The sequence below is a fragment of the Silanimonas algicola genome (genome assembly GCF_054777375.1).
This window is the reverse complement of the sequence record NZ_BAAHAS010000002.1, coordinates 134,033-153,333: the sequence shown is the minus strand read 5'-3', so window position 1 is coordinate 153,333 and position 19,301 is coordinate 134,033. Positions and strand designations below refer to the sequence as shown.

General features: G+C 66.6%; 15 protein-coding genes. 6 read left to right on the top strand and 9 right to left on the bottom strand.

The genetic code is table 11. The features are described from left to right. The first annotated feature begins 6 nt into the window (after positions 1 to 6). Complete coding sequence (locus ACYVAK_RS05900) at positions 7 to 1,038, top strand: SAM-dependent methyltransferase (protein WP_461058925.1); 1,032 nt, start codon at positions 7 to 9, stop codon at positions 1,036 to 1,038. Positions 1,039 to 1,114: 76 nt separating this feature from the next. Here the strand turns inward: ACYVAK_RS05900 and ACYVAK_RS05895 are convergent, their stop codons facing one another. The 3 genes from ACYVAK_RS05895 to ACYVAK_RS05885 all read right to left on the bottom strand — a co-directional run bounded on the left by ACYVAK_RS05895 (position 1,115) and on the right by ACYVAK_RS05885 (position 5,491). Further along, on the bottom strand, positions 1,115 to 1,519 hold the full coding sequence (locus ACYVAK_RS05895; RefSeq protein ID WP_461058923.1) for a hypothetical protein: 405 nt from the start codon (positions 1,517 to 1,519) through the stop codon (positions 1,115 to 1,117). 212 nt (positions 1,520 to 1,731) lie between these two features. Then, positions 1,732 to 3,438 (bottom strand): group II intron reverse transcriptase/maturase, encoded by a 1,707-nt coding sequence (gene ltrA / locus ACYVAK_RS05890; protein ID WP_461058921.1) that lies wholly within the window; start codon positions 3,436 to 3,438, stop codon positions 1,732 to 1,734. 970 nt (positions 3,439 to 4,408) lie between these two features. After that, positions 4,409 to 5,491: an OmpA family protein gene (locus ACYVAK_RS05885; protein WP_461058919.1), complete on the bottom strand. Its 1,083-nt coding sequence runs from the start codon at positions 5,489 to 5,491 to the stop codon at positions 4,409 to 4,411. Positions 5,492 to 5,752: 261 nt separating this feature from the next. Here ACYVAK_RS05885 and ACYVAK_RS05880 point away from each other — a divergent pair, with 261 nt between their 5' ends. Further along, complete coding sequence (locus ACYVAK_RS05880) at positions 5,753 to 7,774, top strand: oxidoreductase (RefSeq protein WP_461058917.1); 2,022 nt, start codon at positions 5,753 to 5,755, stop codon at positions 7,772 to 7,774. A 323-nt stretch (positions 7,775 to 8,097) separates the two neighbouring features. Beyond that, a complete protein-coding gene (locus tag ACYVAK_RS05875) occupies positions 8,098 to 8,580 on the top strand; it encodes a cell wall hydrolase (RefSeq protein WP_461058915.1) in 483 nt (160 codons plus the stop codon). A 7-nt stretch (positions 8,581 to 8,587) separates the two neighbouring features. On the opposite strand, the gene ACYVAK_RS05870 is transcribed toward ACYVAK_RS05875, so the two are convergent. Then, a complete protein-coding gene (locus ACYVAK_RS05870; RefSeq protein WP_461058913.1) occupies positions 8,588 to 9,475 on the bottom strand; it encodes a universal stress protein in 888 nt (295 codons plus the stop codon). A gap of 130 nt (positions 9,476 to 9,605) precedes the next feature. On the opposite strand from ACYVAK_RS05870, the gene ACYVAK_RS05865 reads away from it, so the two are divergent. Continuing rightward, complete coding sequence (locus tag ACYVAK_RS05865) at positions 9,606 to 11,312, top strand: cation:proton antiporter (protein ID WP_461058911.1); 1,707 nt, start codon at positions 9,606 to 9,608, stop codon at positions 11,310 to 11,312. A 54-nt stretch (positions 11,313 to 11,366) separates the two neighbouring features. Here the strand turns inward: ACYVAK_RS05865 and prpC are convergent, their stop codons facing one another. Then, complete coding sequence (gene prpC, locus ACYVAK_RS05860) at positions 11,367 to 12,512, bottom strand: bifunctional 2-methylcitrate synthase/citrate synthase (protein ID WP_461058909.1); 1,146 nt, start codon at positions 12,510 to 12,512, stop codon at positions 11,367 to 11,369. Between the two features lie 86 nt (positions 12,513 to 12,598). On the opposite strand from prpC, the gene ACYVAK_RS05855 reads away from it, so the two are divergent. Beyond that, positions 12,599 to 13,393, top strand: coding sequence for an ion transporter (locus ACYVAK_RS05855; RefSeq protein ID WP_461058907.1), 795 nt, complete (start codon positions 12,599 to 12,601; stop codon positions 13,391 to 13,393). A 52-nt stretch (positions 13,394 to 13,445) separates the two neighbouring features. On the opposite strand, the gene prpB is transcribed toward ACYVAK_RS05855, so the two are convergent. The 4 genes from prpB to ACYVAK_RS05835 all read right to left on the bottom strand — a co-directional run bounded on the left by prpB (position 13,446) and on the right by ACYVAK_RS05835 (position 17,271). Beyond that, positions 13,446 to 14,333 carry a methylisocitrate lyase gene (gene prpB, locus ACYVAK_RS05850; RefSeq protein WP_461058905.1) on the bottom strand — a complete coding sequence of 296 codons (888 nt, stop codon included), beginning with the start codon at positions 14,331 to 14,333 and terminating at the stop codon, positions 13,446 to 13,448. A 63-nt stretch (positions 14,334 to 14,396) separates the two neighbouring features. After that, positions 14,397 to 15,383 (bottom strand): malate dehydrogenase, encoded by a 987-nt coding sequence (locus ACYVAK_RS05845; RefSeq protein ID WP_461058903.1) that lies wholly within the window; start codon positions 15,381 to 15,383, stop codon positions 14,397 to 14,399. A gap of 62 nt (positions 15,384 to 15,445) precedes the next feature. Then, positions 15,446 to 16,624: a pyridoxal phosphate-dependent aminotransferase gene (locus ACYVAK_RS05840; protein ID WP_461058901.1), complete on the bottom strand. Its 1,179-nt coding sequence runs from the start codon at positions 16,622 to 16,624 to the stop codon at positions 15,446 to 15,448. Between the two features lie 140 nt (positions 16,625 to 16,764). Then, positions 16,765 to 17,271, bottom strand: a complete 507-nt coding sequence (locus ACYVAK_RS05835) for a peptidylprolyl isomerase (RefSeq protein ID WP_461058899.1) — start codon at positions 17,269 to 17,271, stop codon at positions 16,765 to 16,767. Between the two features lie 186 nt (positions 17,272 to 17,457). Here ACYVAK_RS05835 and typA point away from each other — a divergent pair, with 186 nt between their 5' ends. Further along, a complete protein-coding gene (typA, locus tag ACYVAK_RS05830; protein ID WP_461058897.1) occupies positions 17,458 to 19,287 on the top strand; it encodes a translational GTPase TypA in 1,830 nt (609 codons plus the stop codon). Positions 19,288 to 19,301: the final 14 nt, after the last annotated feature.

Below are 19,301 nucleotides of genomic sequence, written 5' to 3'. Positions count from 1 at the left end.
GAACCCATGGCGTTGATCGATCTGTGCGAACGCGGCCTCGTGCCCGACTTCCTGACCCGCTACGGCATCCGCAAGCTCTGCGAGCAGCGCCTCCGCGACGAGCATGACGCCGACCTCGACCGCGCCGACGCGCGTTTCCGCACCCTGCTCTCCGAACTTCGATCCAGCCCGATCGCCATCGAGACGGCGGCTGCCAACGAACAGCACTACGAGGTACCCACGCGTTTCTTCGAGCTGTCCCTCGGCAAACGCCTGAAGTATTCGGCCTGCTACTACCCGGACGGCAACGAGACCCTCGACGAAGCCGAGGAGAAGATGCTTGCGCTTTACGGCGAGCGCGCCGAGCTGAAGGACGGCATGCGCATCCTCGAACTCGGCTGCGGCTGGGGCTCCCTGACGCTCTGGATGGCAGAGCGCTTCCCGAACTCGCGCATCACCGGCGTGTCCAACTCGCGCACGCAGCGCGAGCACATCCTTGCCCAGGCCGCGGTGCGCGGGCTGGCCAACGTCGAGATCATCACCACGGACGTCAACCGCCTCGACCTCACCCCGGAGACGTTCGACCGCTGCGTGTCCATCGAGATGTTCGAGCACATGCGCAACTACGAGACGCTCCTGGGCAACGTCGCGCGCTGGCTGAAACCGGGCGGCAAGCTGTTCGTGCACATCTTCTGCCACCGCAGCCTGATGTATCCGTTCGAGACCGAGGGCTCGGACAACTGGATGGGCCGCCACTTCTTCACCGGCGGCCTCATGCCCAGCGCGGACACGCTGCTGCACTTCCAGAACGCGCTCCGCATCGAGCAGCGCTGGGTGCTGTCGGGCGTGCACTACGAGAAGACCGCGAACCACTGGCTCGAGAACCAGGACCGCCATGCCGAGGAGGTTCATCGGGTGCTTGCCGAAGCCTACGGCGCGAAGAATGCCGCGGTGTGGGCGCAGCGCTGGCGGATGTTCTGGATGGCCTGCGCCGAGCTGTTCGGCTACGCCGGCGGCTCGGAGTGGGGCGTTGCCCACTACCGCTTCGTGAAACGCTGAGGGCTCCGGAACCCCGACGCAAAAGGGGCGCCCCGCGGGCGCCCTTTCCTGTCCACCAGGGCAACGGCCCCGCGCGTCAGCAGGCGGTAGCCGCCGTCGGCTGGCAAGCCTGCGCAGTGGCCGCCGCCGGTGCCGCGGTGGCGGTCTCGCTCCCGGCCGGCCTGCCCGTCGCCACGCGGATGCCGCGGGCCTTCATCCAGGCATCGAACTCCTCCGCCGTCATGCGGCGTCCGTTCTGCGTCATGTCGAAGCGGTATGGCGAATTGTCGTGCGCCGTGCGCGGGACGTAACCACCGGTGCCGGCGGCCGCCGGCACCGCAGCCACGGGCTGCCGAACGCGCTGGAGGAACGATTGCACCGACACCGGCGAGTTGGACGGCGAGACGGCCATACCCGCCCCCAGTTCGGGCGCAGGCGCGGCCTGGAGCATCGACGCGGCCAAGGCCGACAGAACAAAGGTGAAGGCGTGGCGACGCGCCATGACGGCAACTCCGGACGACGGGATCGCCCGGAAGCTTACGCAGCGCACCGCGGTGCGACAAGCCGAGCTTGCGGGCAAGGCTGCCTCCAAAAAGAAAGCCCGGCGTTCGCCGGGCTTTCCTGCATCACTGCGGGGCGTCGTTGGGTGGGAGGGAGCCATTGCTGGCCCCCTCCCCCCTAAGAACCGGGCGTGCGCGTTTCCGAGCACCCGGCTCAAGCCCCAGATACAGGCTTCACCACTGTTAAACCCAAAGCATGGACCTGTACGTGGCAGATCGGATGGAGCAGAACCCGGTTCCACAGCGCGTTAGATCCTCCGGCGGTCCGCTGGACGATATGGTGGTCGTGCCAGCCGGTTTGCCGGGTGATCGGGAGCCCGCAGTGAACGCATCGGCCGCCCTGTGAGTGGTACAGGCGAATCCATTGCGTTCGGTGGGCCATTGACCGCATCAGCCGGTCCTGACGCCGCTTCTCCCCGTAGAGCTCGAATGTGGGATCGAACGGGTTGTACTCCGCTTTGACCTTCACATGTCGAACGATCGGCGTGTCAGCGAGCCGGTACAGCGTTCGCAGTGCCCCTTTCTTCCCGTCCTTGTCGATGCGGTGTGCCGCGAATACCCAGCGCCGATTCCCGACAGAGTGGAAGTAGCGATCCTTCACCCAGCGAGAGCCCTTGTTGTTGTGTCGTCGGCGGCACCATCGCCAGATCACCCCGAAGATCAGGGCATCCAGACGGTTGAACGTCGCCTTCGCCACAACCGGGTGGTGGTAGTTCGACCACCCTCTGAGTACGGGATTCAGCATCTTGATCAGGTGGTCCTGCCGGACCGCCTTCTGACTACCGATGATCTCCTCCACCTTCCGGTAGAAGGCCGAAGCATTCTTCTTGCTCGGCTTGATCAGCAACTTCCCCTTGTACTTGCGAAAGTTCCATCCCAGGAAATCAAAGCCGGCGTCGATGTGCGTGATGCGGGTCTTTTCCGTCGACAGTTCCAAACCACGGGTAGCAAGAAAACGCTCCACCCATGGCCGGACAATGTCGGCCAGCACCTCTTGCGAGGAGCCGGTCACGACAAAGTCGTCGGCATACCGAACCACATTGATCTTCGCCTGCTGGGCCTTCGTGTAGCCCAAGGTTGCGAGAACATGCTCCCTTAAACCACGCTCCAACCCATCCAGTGCCAGATTCGCCAGTGTTGGCGAAATGATGCCGCCCTGCGGCGTCCCCGCCCTCGTCGGTTCGTATTGACCCCGATAGAGGATGCCGGCCTTCAACCACTTCCGAAGGATCTCCTTGTCCATAGGGACGTGGGTCACCAGCCAGTCGTGGTCGATGTGGTCGAAGCACCCCTTGATGTCGGCTTCGAGCACCCACCCCGGCGAATACTTCTTCGCGAGGCAGATGAAGCTCTGGGCCATGGCGTCATGCGTCGAACGACCTTGTCGAAAGCCGAAGCTATTCGGGTCGCCCGTCGTTTCCGCCACTGGGGCCAGTGCCAGCAGATGAAGCGCCTGCATGGCCCGGTCCCGCATCGTGGGAATGCCCAGCGGACGTTCCTTCCCATTGGATTTCGGGATGAAGACGCGCCGCAGCGGCGAGGGTTTGTAACCGCGACGACGAAGGCTCGAGAGGGCCTCCCATCGTTGCTCAGGTTCAGTCCAAAGCACACGGTCGACTCCGGCCGTGCGCTTGCCTTGGTTTTCAGTCACTCGGCGCACGGCGAGCATCTTTGCCGTGTACGAGCGGGTCAGCATCCGTTGCAGGGCTTTCACCCTGCGCCAGTCGCCTTCCTGTGTCGCCTTCGCGATTCGTATCTGCATACCCCGAACGGTCCGATCGACGTGGTGCCAATCAATGTGCATCCAGTCATTCGGCACGCCGGAGGGCGCAGATCCAACCTTGGGATTGGACTCTCTCATGCTGCTCTCCTGCTTGGTTAACCGCGCAAGAGACAGCAGCCCGAAGGGGACTGTGTCCCCTGACGGGTAGGTTGTAGACGCGAACTTCAAGTTCGCGTCCGTTGTGGGTTTCAGCAAATCGTTGTCGCGATCCAGAACCACGCGGAAGTGGGCGTGCTCTCGCACTGGCGTGATGTTTCAACGCCTATGCCGACGATTACAGCCGGCCATTCGCTTTCTCCGCGATCCCATCCCCGCGCATCCATCAGCGTTCCTTGCGGTTCGCCTGCCCAGTGGGCGGATGGACGGGGTTGCCACGTTCCCTCGATGACACACGACCGGGTCAGGGTCTGTCTGTTCGCCGGTGAGCTTGATTAGCGACGTGCCCCGAAACTGAAGCGGGGCAACTGCTCACGTACCGTTTTGGTCGATGCCTTAACCAGCAGCGTCGGCACCATCGTTCTAACGACGTTTATAGACAGTTCTCTGTTCGATACCCATGCCGGTCAGCCTAGCTCCCGGACCGTAGTGCTGCTCACAGTCCAGCGCGCCACGCTTGCGGGCGGAGCGCTTCCAAAACCTCTGGAGGGCTTCATTGTCAGAAGGGCTTCGCACGAGACCGTTACCAGTCACGCACGCCTTCCTAGGCTACCGCTAGTCGCATAGCGAGCTCGCTATCGCGCGCGAGGCGTGATTGAGCAATGCCATCGAGAGCACGCAATCTGCGCGCTGAAAAGTTTCCTCTTCCCGTTGCAGGAAGAGCACACCGTGTGCCCTCAAGTCGAGGACGCCGGCCATCGTTGCGATGCGCCGAAGAGTTGGAGGAGTACCACGACGCCCCGAGCTCTCCGCATTGCGCGGAGACCCGGGAGGAACGCCCTCCCGGGGCTCTGTTTTTGGTGCTCTCTAGCCTCTTGCGAAGCTAGAGATTTACGCCTTTTCTCGGAAAAAGCCGAGTCTTTTCAGTGCGTTACGATTGCTCGTGTCGCACTCAGTTCTGGACGTTCAGCTCGGTGCGGCGGTTCTTGGCGCGACCGGCGTCCGTGTCGTTGCTGTCGATCGGACGCGACTCGCCGTAGCCCGTCGGGCCATTCAGGCGGGCGGCATCAATACCGTTGCTCGTGAGGTAATCGAACACCGTGCGGGCGCGGCGCTCCGAGAGACCCTGGTTGTAGGCGTCGGTGCCGACCGAGTCGGTGTGGCCGGCGACTTCGACCTTGAGCTGCGGGTACTTCTTCAGGATGTCGATCGCCTCGTTGAGGATCGTCACCGCGTCCGGACGCAGGGTGGCCTGGTCGAAATCGAAGTTCACGCCCTTGAGGTCGATCGTCAGCGGCACGGCGCAGCCGTCCGGACCAATCGCCTGGCCGGCCTGCGAACCCGGGCACTTGTCGACGCAGTTGTTGACGCCGTCACCGTCGTCGTCCTGCGTTTCGCAGCTGGCGACCGGCGCCGGGGCGGGCGCCGGGGCGGGAGCCGGCGCCGGGGCGGCCTTCGGGCCCAGCGGAACGAGGAAGATGGCCTTCACGTACTTGTCGGCGAAGCGGTCTTCCGAAGCGGCGACGATGCTCTGGTCGTCCATCGAAAGGCGGACGCCGCCCTCGAAGCGGATGCCGAAGTTGTCCATGTCGGCCTGCAGGCCGGCACCGACGTCAGCGGTCAGGTTGCTGTCTTCGCGCTGGCCGGGCGAGTTCGGGTTCGGGAAGGCGTTGAATTCCTCCTCCGAACGCATGACGCCGACGCCGGCCTTGAGGTACGGCCACCAGTTCTTGCCTTCCGAGCGGAAGTGGCGACGCAGGTCCAGCGACAGACCGTACTGGCTGAAGTTCTGGTTGGTGTTGGCGCTGAACGACGGATTGGTCGAGTACAGGGCGCCGTCGAGCGACCACTCCGGCGAGAAGAACTTGCCCACGCCCACGCCGAACTCGGCACCGTTCGAGGTGTTGCGCTCGTTGTCCTGGATGTTCAGGCCGGCGGAACCCGTGAGGTACCAACGGTCGTCGAAGTCCTGCGCCATGGCCACATTGGCGAAGGAGGCGGCCAGCACGGCCAGACACAGCAGATTCTTCTTCATGATCAACTCCAAATAGGGGAAGGGACTGCCCTGCAGGCCGCGCCCCTTCCAGGGGGTGCCTTGCCCGCTGGATGTTAACACCGCGCTAAGTCGTGACAAGGCGCGCAAAGCGGAACAATCCCGCGGCCTTCATCCGCCGTCAAGGCCCGGGCGTGGGAGCGCCGCCGGACGGGAGCGCCCTGCCGCCGACTGCGTCATCATCGCCTTGTGCCGGCAGGGACGCACGGGCATGCTCGTCAAACCCTACGCCACCGTATTGACATGACGGCCGCCGCCTTTCCCCAGCTGTTCAAACCCCTCGATCTCGGCTTCTGCACGCTGCCCAACCGCGTGTTGATGGGCTCGATGCACACCGGCCTCGAGGACCGTTCGCGCGATTTCCCCAAGCTCGCCGCCTACTTCGCCGAACGCGCCCGGGGCGGCGTGGGCCTGATGGTGACGGGCGGCATCGCACCGAACGTCGTCGGCTGGCTCAAGCCCTTTTCCGGGAAGCTCAGTTGGCCCTGGGAGACGCACAAGCACCGCATCGTCACCAAGGCGGTGCACGCCGAGGGCGGGAAGATCTGCATGCAGATCCTGCATGCCGGGCGCTACGCCTACCACCCGCTCTCGGTGTCCGCTTCGGCCATCCAGGCGCCGATCAACCCCTTCAAACCGCGCGCCCTCACCGGCTGGGGCGTCGAGCGCCAGATCAAGGCCTTCGTGCGCTCGGCCAAGCTCGCCCGAGATGCCGGCTACGACGGCGTCGAGGTGATGGGCTCCGAGGGTTACCTCATCAACCAGTTCCTGTCGGCGCGCACGAACCAGCGCACCGACGCCTGGGGTGGTACGCCCGAGAAGCGCATGCGCTTCGCAGTCGAGATCGTCCGCCGCATACGCGAGGCCGTGGGCCCGGACTTCATCCTCATCTATCGCCTGTCGATGCTCGAGCTGGTCGACGGCGGCGCGGCCTGGGACGAGATCGTGATGCAAGCGAAGGCCATCGAGGCCGCCGGCGCGACTATCATCAACACCGGCATCGGATGGCACGAGGCCCGGGTGCCCACCATCGCCACCTCGGTGCCGCGCGCGGCCTTCGCCGGCGTGACCGCCAAGCTGCGCCCGCACGTCAAGCTCCCGCTGGTCGCCACCAACCGCATCAACATGCCCGACGTGGCTGAGCGGATCTTGGCCTCGGGCGAGGTCGACCTGGTCTCGATGGCCCGTCCGCTGCTCGCCGACCCGGCGTGGGTGGCCAAGGCCAAGGCCGGCCGCGTGGACGAGATCAACACCTGCATCGCCTGCAACCAGGCCTGCCTCGACCACGTGTTCGAGAACAAGAAGGCCAGCTGCCTCGTGAACCCGCGGGCCTGCGCCGAGACCGAACTGGTGATCAAGCCGGCCGCGCAGAAGAAGAAGGTGGCCGTGGTGGGCGCCGGTCCGGCGGGATTGGCCGCGGCCACGACCGCCGCCGAGCGCGGCCACGCCGTCACCCTGTTCGATGCCGCCCCGGAAATCGGCGGCCAGTTCAACCTCGCCAAGACGATCCCGGGCAAGGAGGAGTTCCACGAGACCCTCCGCTACTTCGACACCCTGCTGAGAAAGCACGGCGTCGATGTGCGCCTGAACACTCGCGTCGGGGCCGACGACCTCAAGGGCTTCGACACCGTGCTGCTGGCCACCGGCATCCGACCGCGCAAGGCGAGCTTCGAGGGCCATGACCATCCGAAGGTGGTCAGCTACATCGACGTGTTGACCGGCAAGGTGCAGGTCGGCGCCAAAGCGGCCATCGTCGGCGCCGGCGGCATCGGCTTCGACGTCGGCGAGTTCCTCGTCCACCGCGGCGTCTCGCCCAGCCTCGACCCGAAGGCCTGGATGGCCGAATGGGGCGTGGCGGCCGACTTCGACGGTCCCGGGGGCCTCGCCAAGCCGCATCCGGAGCCCGCCGCCCGCGAGGTCTGGCTGCTTCAGCGCTCCAAGGGCCGCCCCGGCGCCCGCTTGGGCAAGACCACGGGCTGGATCCACCGCGCCGCCTTGAAGATGAAGGGCGTGAAGGCCCATGGCGATGTCGAGTACCTGAAGGTGGACGACGCCGGCTTCCACGTTCGGATCGAGGGCAAGGAGGCGCTCCTGCCGGTCGACCACGTGGTGGTCTGCGCCGGCCAGGAGCCGCTGCGCGATCTGCTGGAACCCCTGCAGGCCGCCACGGTGCCGGTACAGCTGATCGGCGGCGCCGACGTGGCCGCCGAGCTCGACGCCAAGCGGGCGATTGCGCAGGGCACGCGGGCCGCCGCGGCGCTGTAGGCATTCCGCAGCGCGCACCACGGCCTCGGGCTAGAGCAAAAGCCCGAGGAAATTCAAAAGCTTATGAAATCGGCGTTCAGCCCGCGTTTTGAAAGACCGGGCTAGGGTTCGCGCCGTTCGCCCGACCGCCCCTTGGCCAGTACGGCGTTCTCGTGACTCCCGGGCTCATGGCGCTTCGGGGGCTTCCCTCCGCTCCGGCGGCTCGGGAAGGCGGGGCAGCTCAGAACTCCTGGACCCGTTCATCCCCATTACGCCAAGTCACTGGCTCCACCCGCGCGGCACATCGCACGGGACGCCACGGACGCAACGGAGCAAGGAAAGCCATGGAGCTATCGTTCTTGATGTGGTTGGCGACGCTGCTGCCCCCGGCCCAGGCCGAGCCCCTCTGCCTCGCCACCACGGTTTACCTCGAAGCCCGCAACCAGTCGGAACTGGGCCAGCGCGCCGTCGCCGAGGTCGCATTGCGCCGCCGGGACTCCGGCCTCTGGGGCAACGACGTCTGCGCGGTGGTGAAGGCGCCCAAGCAGTTCGCCCCGACCCTCGTGCCGCCGCGGACCCGACTGAACAATCCAGCGGCCTGGGAAGAGGCCGTGGCGGTCGCCTTCGCCGCCCAGAAGGAATGGAACCGCCCACGCGCCGAGCGCCGGGAGGTCGTGCCGGGGGCGAGCCACTTCGCCGCCATGCGGATCGCCAACCCGAGCTGGGCCAGCTACCCGCAAGTCGCGACCATCGACGACCACACGTTCTTCCGGGTCAACCGGCTCCGCCCGCGGGAGCCCGACGCGAGTGCGGCCTCAGGCCGCTGAGAGGCGCTCACCGCCCGGACGGAACCGGCGGCAGATCCGTTGCCCGGCCCACCCCCGGGGGGATGGCCAACACGTCGACCAGCGCGTTCGCCAGAACCTCGCCGGTGATACTACCGAGCACCATTCGGCGTAACCCCGCCCGGGCATGGGTGGCAAGCGCGATGACGTCGACGCGTTCCTCCTCGGCTGCGCGGAGGATCTCGTGGGCCAAAGGAATGCGCTCTCGGCGGACAGCAGGCTCGAACGCGGGCGTGCCCATCCGGGGAACCAGGCTGACCACGCCCTGCATGGCCTTCATGCGTGCCCGCTCCGTGGCGACGCTTTCGTCGGCATGGCCAAGCCCGGCCGCGCCGCGGAGTTCCTGCACGTCGAAGACATGGAGGAGCGTCCGCTGCCCGGCAGGCCAACGCAGGTCCGCAAGAACCGCGAGCGCATCGATCGAGGCCACCCCGAGGTCCGTTGTCGCCATCAGCCTCTGGTAAGGGCCGGAAACGGGGCCCTTAACGACGAGGACGGGGCACTCGCAGAAGCGCAACACGCGATCGACGGTGGTGCCAACGAAGGCATCGCGCAGCGGGCGGCGCCGGGGGTACCCGAGAATGAGGACATCGGCGCAATGCGCTTCGACTGCCGCGAGGATGGCCCTGAAGGGGTCCTCCGCCACCACCCGAGACGAACCGACGCGGACGTGCTCCGCCACGAGCCCGGCCACGAGATCCTCCATCTCGCGGCTCGCTTCGATACGTTCGCGCTCGACCAATCGCGTCGAACGCCCGAGGTCGACGACGTGGATCAGGTGCAGTGTCGCGCCGCATTCGCGGGCAAGGGCGGCGGCGCGACGCGTGGCCAGCGTCGAACGCTCCGAAAAGTCCGTGGCATGGAGGATGGTCTGCATGGCGACTCCGATGGCTCACCGGAAGGTTCACGCCGGCGCGCGCGACGTGTGTTGACGGGCGTCAAGATGGCCGGCGGGCGCCTGACCATAATCCCCCCATACCCGGGGCCGCAGCCCTCTTGATCGAGGCATGCTTTTGAGCAGCTTTGCCGAACTCGCCGTACTGCTCACTCTCGCTGCCTCGCTGGGCATCATCGGGCACGCCTTGCGCCAGCCGCTGATCGTCACGTTCATCGTCGTGGGCATGATCGCCGGATCGTTGCTCCCCGAACTCGGCCGCAATTCGGCGTCGATCACCCTGCTTGCCGAGCTGGGCATCGCTTTGCTCCTGTTCCTCGTCGGCATCAAGCTCGACCTCCACTTGATCCGCTCCCTGGGCCCTGTCTCGGTAATGACCGGGCTGGGGCAGGTGCTTTTCACCGCGTTGTTCGGCTACGCCCTGTGCCTTGCCCTCGGATTCGGACACGTGGAGAGCCTCTATGTCGCCGTCGCCTTGACGTTTTCGTCGACGATCATCGTTGTCAAGCTCCTCTCGGACAAGCGCGAGATCGACTCCCTGCACGGCCAGATCGCGCTCGGCTTCCTGATCGTTCAAGACCTGGTCGTTGTCGTTGCGATGATCGTCCTGTCCACCTTCGGCATACGCGCCGGCGCGGACGACGATCCATCCCTCTGGCCGGTCGCCGCCTCGGCCATGCTGATGCTCGGCGCGGTCGCCCTGTTCATCCGGTTTGGCGCGGATCGACTCACGGCGAAGCTGGCGGATACCCCCGAACTCCTCGTCCTCTTCGCGATCACGCTGGCCGCCGCGGCAGCCGCGGCGGGCGACGCCGTCGGCTTGGGCAAGGAAGTCGGGGGACTGATCGCTGGCATCGCCCTGGCCTCGACGCCCTACCGCGAAACCATCTCCGCACGCCTGTCCCCGCTGCGCGACTTCCTGCTGCTCTTCTTCTTTGTCGCCCTCGGCTCCTCGCTCGAGCTTCCCAACCTCGGAGCCAACCTCGGGGCGGCGATCGTGCTTTCTCTTTTTGTGCTCATCGGCAACCCCCTGATCGTGATGGCGATCATGGGAGCCATGGGTTACCGCAAGCGCACCAGCTTCCTCGCCGGCCTCACGGTGGCGCAGATCAGCGAGTTCTCCCTCGTATTCATCGCGATGGGCGTCGCACTGGGTCACGTCGGGGGGAACGCTCTGGGGCTCGTGACGATGGTTGGACTCGTCACGATTGCCGCGTCGACCTACATGATCACCTGGTCGCACCGGCTGTTCGACTGGTGCGAGCCACTCCTCGGGATTTTCGAGCGGGCACCCGCGTCGCGGGAGGTCCCGGGCGCCGGAACGGACGACTCGCTGGGACCGGAGGTCGTGATCTTCGGATTGGGGCGATTTGGCACGGAGATCGGCCTACGATTGGCTCGTCGTGGCATTCGCGTGCTCGGTGTCGACTTCAACCCCGAAGCGATCCGACGTTGGCATGGCCTCGCATTGCCAGCCCACTACGGCGACGCCGGCGATCCGTCCTGTATCGCCGAACTGCCTCTCCGGGAGGCACGCTGGCTGGTCTCCACGGTGCCCGTGACGCCCGCGAGCCTCAGCCGGGAGGATTCACGCCGCACGCTGATCCAGACCGCTCGTGTCCATGGGTTCTCGGGTCAAGTTGCCGTCGCCTCGCACGAAGATGGCGACGCCCACCACCTGGGCGTCGAGGGAGCCAACCTCGTCCTCCAACCCTTTCAGGACGCCGCCGACCGTGCCGTGGAGCTGCTGTGCGGTGCCGCCGAGAGCGCCCGAACGTCGTTCCCGAGGCTTCCCACCGAGCCCCCGCAGGGCGACTGATGCTTCGATGCGGGCGTCAGGCGCGGCACGGGTCCGCGCCTTACCGGACTGCCGTCAGCGCTTCTCGATAGGCACGTAGGCGCGGTCTTCCGGGCCCGTGTAATTCGCGCTCGGGCGGATGATCTTGCCGTCCTGGCGCTGCTCGATCACGTGCGCGCTCCAGCCGGTGGTGCGGGCGATGACGAACAGCGGGGTGAACATCGCGGTCGGGATGCCCATCATGTGGTACGCCGACGCGCTGTACCAATCGAGGTTCGGGAACATCTTCTTGAGGTCCCACATCAGCGTCTCGATGCGCTCGCTGACGTCGAACAGCACCTCGTTGCCGCCGTCCTTGCACAGGGCGCGCGAGATCTCCTTGATGATCGGGTTGCGCGGGTCGCCGATGGTGTACACCGGGTGGCCGAAGCCGATCACGATCTCCTTGCGCTCGACGCGCGCGCGGATGTCGGCTTCCGCCTGGTCCGCGCTGCCATAGCGGGCGATGATGTCCATCGCGACTTCATTGGCACCGCCATGCTTCGGGCCACGCAGCGCGCCGATGGCGCCGGTGATGCAGGAGAACAGGTCGGAACCGGTGCCGGCGATGACGCGCGCGGTGAAGGTGCTGGCGTTGAATTCATGCTCGGCGTACAGCACCAGCGAGCGGTCCAGCGAGCGGGCGTGCAGCGCGCTCGGCGGCTCGCCGTGCAGCAGGTGCAGGAAGTGCGCCGCCACCGAATCATCATCGGTCTGGGTCTGGATGCGGTCGCCGTTGCGGGTGAAGTGCCACCAGTACAGCAGCATCGAACCGAAGCTGGCGATCAGGCGGTCGGCGATGTCTCGGGCCTCGTTCTCCGGATGGCCTTCGCGCTCCGGCAGCACGGTGCCCATCACCGAGCAGCCCGTACGCAGCACGTCCATCGGGTGGGCGGCGGCAGGAACAAGTTCAAGGGCATCAGTCACGACTGCCGGCAGGCCGCGCAGGCGCTTCAGCTTGGCCTTGTAGGCCTTGAGCTGCGAGGCCGTCGGCAGCACGCCGTGCACCAGCAGGTGGGCCACTTCCTCGAAGCTGGCGTGGTCGGCCAGGTCCTTGATGTCGTAGCCGCGGTAGTGCAGGTCGTTGCCGCTGCGGCCGACGGTGCACAGGGCCGTGTTGCCGGCGGCAGTGCCCGAGAGGGCGACGGATTTCTTGGCCTTGGGAAGGACGGGCTCGGACATGGGAGGGCCTCCGCTGAAAACCCGATTATAGGAGCGCGGCGGGCTCTAGAATCGCGCCGCCACCCGAAGCCACCAACCCGACTCCGATGATCGCCCTGCTCGAACGCCTCCTTGCCCACCGGCTCACCGAACGCTTCATCCTCGCCCTGATCCTCATCAACGCCGTCGTGCTCGGCCTGGAGACCGATGCCGGCATCGTCGCGCACTGGGGCGGCCTCCTGAACGCGATCGACGTGTTCGCGCTGGGCGTCTTCGTGGTCGAGCTGGCGGCAAAGATGATCGTCCAGCGCACTCGCTTCGTCCGCGACCCCTGGAACCTGTTCGACTTCGCCGTGGTCGCGATCGCCCTGCTGCCGACCAGCGGCCCGCTGGCCGTGTTGCGCGCCCTGCGCGTGCTGCGCGTCCTGCGCCTCGTCACCGTCGTGCCCTCGCTGCGCCGCGTGGTCGGCGCGCTGCTCGGCGCCCTGCCCGGCATGGGCTCGATCGTGATGCTGCTGGGCCTGATCTTCTACGTGGGCGCGGTGATGGCCACCAAGCTCTACGGCGCGGATTTCCCGGAGTGGTTCGGCTCGGTCCCGGCCTCGCTGTATACCCTGTTCCAGGTCATGACCCTGGAGTCATGGTCGATGGGCATCGTCAGGCCGGTCATGGAAGTGCACCCGCACTCCTGGCTGTTCTTCGTGCCCTTCATCCTCGCCACCAGCTTCACTGCCCTCAACCTCTTCATTGGCGTGGTGGTCTCGGCAATGCAGTCGGAAGTGGATGCCGACCGCAAACAGGCGGTAGAGGACGCCGTCAGCCACGCCGAGGAGCCGCTGGTGGCCGAAGTGCGGGCGCTGCGCGAACAGGTGGCCCTGCTCGCCGCGCGACTGGAGCGCTGAAAAGCACCCGCAGGCGATGAACCCGACGCCGAGCGGGCGTCGGGTCGAAGGCTCAGCCGCCCTTATTCGCGAAGAGGGCGTCCAGCTTGCCCTCGAAGGCGTGGTAGCCGATCCGCTCGTACAATTCCTCGCGGGTCTGCATCGAATCGACCACGGCCTTCTGGTGGCCGTCACGGCGGATCGCGGTGTACACGGCCTCTGCGGCCTTGTTCATGGCGCGGAACGCCGACAGCGGGTACAGCTGGATGGCGACACCGACCGAGGCCAACTCCCCGCGGGTGAAAAGCGGCGTCTTGCCGAACTCGGTGATGTTGGCCAGCACCGGCACCTTCACGGCATCGACGAAGCGCCGGTAGGTCTCGAGGTCGTAGGAGGCCTCGGCGAAGATGCCGTCGGCACCGGCCTCGACGCAGGCGATGGCGCGCTCGATGGCCGCGTCCACGCCGTGCACCTGGATGGCATCGGTGCGGGCGATCAGGAAGAAGTCCTTGTCGGTCTTCGCATCGGCGGCGGCCTTGACGCGATCCACCATCTCCCCGGTCGACACCACCTCCTTGCCCGGACGATGACCGCAGCGCTTGGCGCCGACCTGGTCCTCGATGTGGCAGGCCGCGGCGCCCGCCTTGATCAGGGCCTTCACGGTGCGCTCGATGTTGAACGCGCTCGGGCCGAAACCGGTGTCGATGTCGACCAGCAGCGGCAGGTCGCACACATCCGTGATGCGACGCGTGTCGATCAGCACGTCCTCGAGGCCGCTGATGCCGAGGTCCGGTAGGCCGAGCGATCCGGCGGCCACACCGCCGCCCGAGAGGTAGATCGCCTTGTAGCCGGCGCGCTTGGCGAGCAGGGCGTGGTTGGCGTTGATGGCGCCGATCACCTGCAGCGGCGATTCAGCGGCGAGGGCGGCGCGGAAGCGCGCGCCGGGGGAATTCAGGCTCATCGTGTTTCCTCGGTGCAATGACAAGAAAGGCGGCCGAGGCCGCCTTTCCGTTGTTCCCGGCGATCAGCCGAGGAGGTGTGCCACGCCGCTGCGCTCTTCCTCGAGCTCGGCCAGCGTCTTGTTCATCATTTCGCGCGAGAAGTCGTCGATGGCCAGGCCCTGGACGATTTCGTACTGGCCGTTCGTGCAGGTGACCGGGAAGCCGTACATGACGTCCTTCGGGATGCCGTAGCTGCCGTCCGACGGGATGCCCATCGTCGTCCACTTGCCGTTCGTGCCCAGCACCCAGTCACGGATGTGGTCGATGGCGGCGTTCGCGGCCGAGGCGGCCGAGGAGAGGCCACGGGCTTCGATGATCGCAGCGCCCCGCTTGCCCACCTTCGGGATGAAGTCGGTGCGGTTCCAGTTCTCGTCGTTGACCTTGTCCTTCAGCGACGCGCCGCCGACGGTGGCGAAACGGTAGTCGGGGTACATGGTCGGGCTGTGGTTGCCCCACACGATCAGCTTCTCGATGTCGCCGACGGCCACGCCGGCCTTGGCCGACAGCTGCGACAGCGCGCGGTTGTGGTCGAGGCGCAGCATCGCCGTGAAGTTCTTCGCCGGCAGCGAGGGCGCCGACTTCATGGCGATATAGGCGTTGGTGTTGGCCGGATTGCCGACGACGAGCACCTTGACGTCGCGCGAGGCGACGGCGTCGAGCGCCTTGCCCTGCACGGTGAAGATCTCGGCGTTCTTGAGCAGCAGGTCCTTGCGCTCCATGCCCGGGCCGCGCGGCATGGCGCCGACCAGCAGGGCCACGTCGGCGTCCTTGAAGGCGACCATCGGATCGGCCGTGCCGACCACGCCGGCGAGCAGCGGGAAGGCGCAGTCCTCGAGCTCCATGATCACGCCCTTCAGCGCGGCCTGGGCCTTGTCCATCGGCAGCTCAAGCAGCTGCAGGATGACCGGCTGGTCCTTGCCGAGCATCTCGCCCGAGGCGATGCGGAACAGCAGCGAGTAACCGATCTGGCCGGCGGCTCCGGTGACGGCGACGCGGACGGGCTTCTTCATGGGATGGGCTCCTGGAACAGGCTTGGACGGAGCCCGGCCGGGGCCGGCCGGGCGGATGGGGATTACTGCAGCGCAGCGAAGAAGGCCTGGATGCGGCGCAGGCCTTCCTTCAGCGGGGCATCGGGGCAGGTGTAGCTGATGCGCAGCGCACTGGGCTCGCCGAAGGCCGAGCCCGGCACGCAGGCGACGCCCTCGGCTTCCAGCAGCAGGTTGCAGAAGTCGACGTCGTTGGCGATGGTCTTGCCGCCATGCGACTTGCCGAAGGCGCAGGAAATGTCGGGGAAGACGTAGAAGGCGCCCTGCGGTCGCGGGCACTTCACGCCCGGGATGGCGGCGAGGGCCGCCAGCACCACGTCGCGCTTGGCTTCGAATTCCCGGCACTTCTGCTGCGGCACGTCCTGCGGGCCCGACAACGCGGCCACGGCGGCGGCGGTGACGACTTCCGGCAGGTTGGTGATGTGGTTCGAATTGAGCGTGGTGATCGCCTGCGCAATGGCTTCGGGGCCGGCCATCAGGCCGACGCGCCAACCCGGCATGCCGTAGGTCTTCGACAGCGAGTCGACGAAGACCGTGCGCTCGCGCAACTCCGGTCGGACGTTGACGATGTTGTGGTAACCGAGGCCGTCGAACACCAGCGTGTTGTAGATGTCGTCGCTGATGATCCAGGTGTCCGGGTGCTTCGCGAACACGTCGGCCAGCGCGGCGATCTCGTCCTTTGAATAGACCATGCCCGTCGGGTTGGACGGGTTGTTGAACAGGTAGACCTTCGGCTTCTGCGCCAGCGCGGCGTCGAGCTGGGCCGGCGTGATCTTGTAGTCCTGCGAGGCCGGGGCCGGCAGCAGCAGCGTCTTCGCACCGACGATGTCGGCGATGTCGACGTAGGTGGTCCAGTACGGCGTGGCGAAGGCGATGGTGTCGCCCGGATCGAGCAGCGCTTCGGCCAGGTTGTACAGCAGGTGCTTGGCCCCGACGCCGGTGGCGCAATGCTTGCGCGTGTAGCCGGTCAGGCCGAGGCGGCCCATGTGGGCGATGAAGGCGTCCAGCAGCGCGTCGGCGCCACGGTTGCTGCCGTACTGGCCGCTGTCCTTGGCCAGCGCCTCGCGGGCGGCGGCATAGACGTGCTCGCCGGGGAGGAAGTTCGGCACGCCGATCGAGAAGCTGATGATGTCGCGGCCCTGGGCCTTGAGGGCCTTCGCCTTCTCCGCCACGGCCATGATGGCGCTCGGCTTGGCGTGACCCATTCGACGGCTGAGCTGCGGCATCGGACTCCCCTCGGCGGCATTGGCGGTGAGCCCGAAAGTGTAGCACCGCGGCCCGACGGTCGACCCCGGAAAGCGCGAAGCCGCCCCGGAGGGCGGCTTCGAAGGGGTGACACGATGGTTCAGCGCGCGGCGTCGTCCATCGCCTTGTTCCACTCGGCGACGCGCTCGGCCTTGGCGGCCAGCACGGCATCGACGTCGCCCTCGAGGGTGACCTTCTCGATCCCGTCGCCGGTCTTGATGCTGTCCACGACCTCCATGCCCGAGAGCACCTTGCCGAAGACCGTGTGCTTGCCGTCCAGCCAGGGGCACGGGACATGGGTGATGAAGAACTGGCTGCCGTTGGTCTTCGGGCCGGCATTGGCCATCGAAAGCACGCCGCGCTCGTGCGACAGGCCAGTGCCGACCTCGTCCTCGAAGCGATAACCCGGGTTGCCGCGGCCGGAGCCCTCGGGACAGCCGCCCTGGATCATGAAATCGGCGATGACGCGGTGGAAGTTCAGGCCGTCGTAGAACTTGCGGCGCGCCAGGTTCACGAAGTTGGCCACCGTCAGCGGCGCCTTGTCGGCATGGAGCGCGACCTGGATCGGGCCGCGGGCGGTGTGGAAGGTGGCGGTGACGGTGCTCATGGGCGCGCTCCGGCGTGCGGGGAAGGGCGCGCAGTGTACCCGTGTCGCCCCTGCAGCCGGGCCTGCAGGCCCGGCTGCAGGGGCCCACCGGGTCGGGCGGCGTTAACGTCCCGTCAATTTAGGCCGGTATACTCCTCGGCTTCCTTTCCGAACGAGCTCCCGCGCCCTGAAGCGCGCCGCCTCCCCATGTCCATCGAGAACCTGCGAAACATCGCCATCGTCGCCCACGTCGACCACGGCAAGACCACCCTCGTCGACTGCCTGCTGAAGCAATCGGGCACGCTGAGCGAGCGCACCGTGCTGGCCGAGCGCGTGATGGACAGCAACGACCAGGAGAAGGAACGCGGCATCACCATCCTGGCCAAGAACACCGCCATCACCTGGCAGGGCAACCGCATCAACATCGTCGATACCCCGGGCCACGCCGACTTCGGCGGCGAGGTCGAGCGCGTGCTGTCGATGGTCGACTCGGTGCTGATCCTGGTCGACGCGATGGACGGCCCGATGCCGCAGACCCGTTTCGTGACCCAGAAGGCTTTCGCGATGGGCTTCCGCCCGATCGTCGTGGTCAACAAGATCGACCGCCCGGGCGCGCGCCCGGACTGGGTGATCGACCAGGTGTTCGACCTGTTCGACAAGCTCGGCGCCACCAACGAGCAGCTCGACTTCCCGATCGTCTACGCCTCGGCCCTGCACGGCTACGCCAGCCTCGACGACGCCGCCCGCGACGGCGACATGACCCCGCTCTACGAAGCGATCATGAAGCACGTGCCGCCGCCGCCGGTGGCCAGCGACGGCCCGTTCCAGATGCGCATCTCGCAGCTGGACTACAACAATTTCGTCGGCGTGATCGGCATCGGCCGCATCCAGCGCGGCACGCTGAAGAAGAACATGCCGGTGACCGTGATCGGCCGCGACGGCAAGAAGCGCCAGGGCAAGGTCATGCAGGTGCTCGGCTTCATGGGCCTCGAGCGCATCGAGCAGGAAACCGCCGAGGCCGGTGACATCGTCGCCATCTCGGGCATCCAGGACCTCACGATCTCCGACACCGTCTGCTCGATCGACATGCCGGAGGCGCTGCCGGCGCTGACGGTCGACGAGCCGACGATCTCGATGACCTTCCAGGTGAACAACTCGCCGTTCGCCGGCAACAAAGACCTCTCGGGCGGCAAGTTCCTGACCAGCCGCCAGATCAAGGACCGCCTCGAGCGCGAGGCCGTTCACAACGTCGCGCTGAAGGTCGAGCAGCTCGAGGACGCGGACAAGTTCCTCGTCTCGGGCCGTGGCGAGCTGCACCTCTCGGTGCTGATCGAGAACATGCGCCGCGAGGGCTACGAGCTCGCCGTGTCGCGCCCGGAAGTGATCATCAAGGAGATCGACGGCCAGCTGATGGAGCCGATCGAGCAGCTCGTGGTGGACGTGGAAGAGCAGCACCAGGGCGGCGTGATGGAGAAGCTCGGCACCCGCAAGGCCCAGCTCACCAACATGGAGCCGGACGGCAAGGGCCGCGTGCGCCTCGACTACATGATCCCGGCGCGCGGCCTGATCGGCTTCCAGAACGAGTTCCGCACCCTCACCCAGGGCTCGGGCCTGCTGTTCCACGTGTTCGACCACTACGGCCCGAAGGAAGCCGGCCAGATCGCCAAGCGCCTCAATGGCGTGATGATCGCCAACGCCCCGGGCCCGACGCCGGCCTACGCGCTGGGCCCGCTGCAGGAGCGCGGCAAGCTGTTCGCCGCCGAAGGCGACCAGGTGTACGAAGGCCAGCTGGTCGGCATCCACTCGAAGGACAACGACCTGACGGTGAACGCGATCCGCACCAAGCCGCTGACCAACATGCGTGCTTCGGGCAAGGACGACGCCATCCAGCTGTCGCCGCCGATCAAGTTCACCCTCGAGCAGGCGCTGGACTTCATCGACGATGACGAGCTGGTCGAGATCACGCCGAAGGAAATCCGCCTGCGCAAGAAGCTGCTGACGGAAAACGAGCGCAAGCGCGCCGGTCGCGCGGCCTGATCGACGCGGGCGCC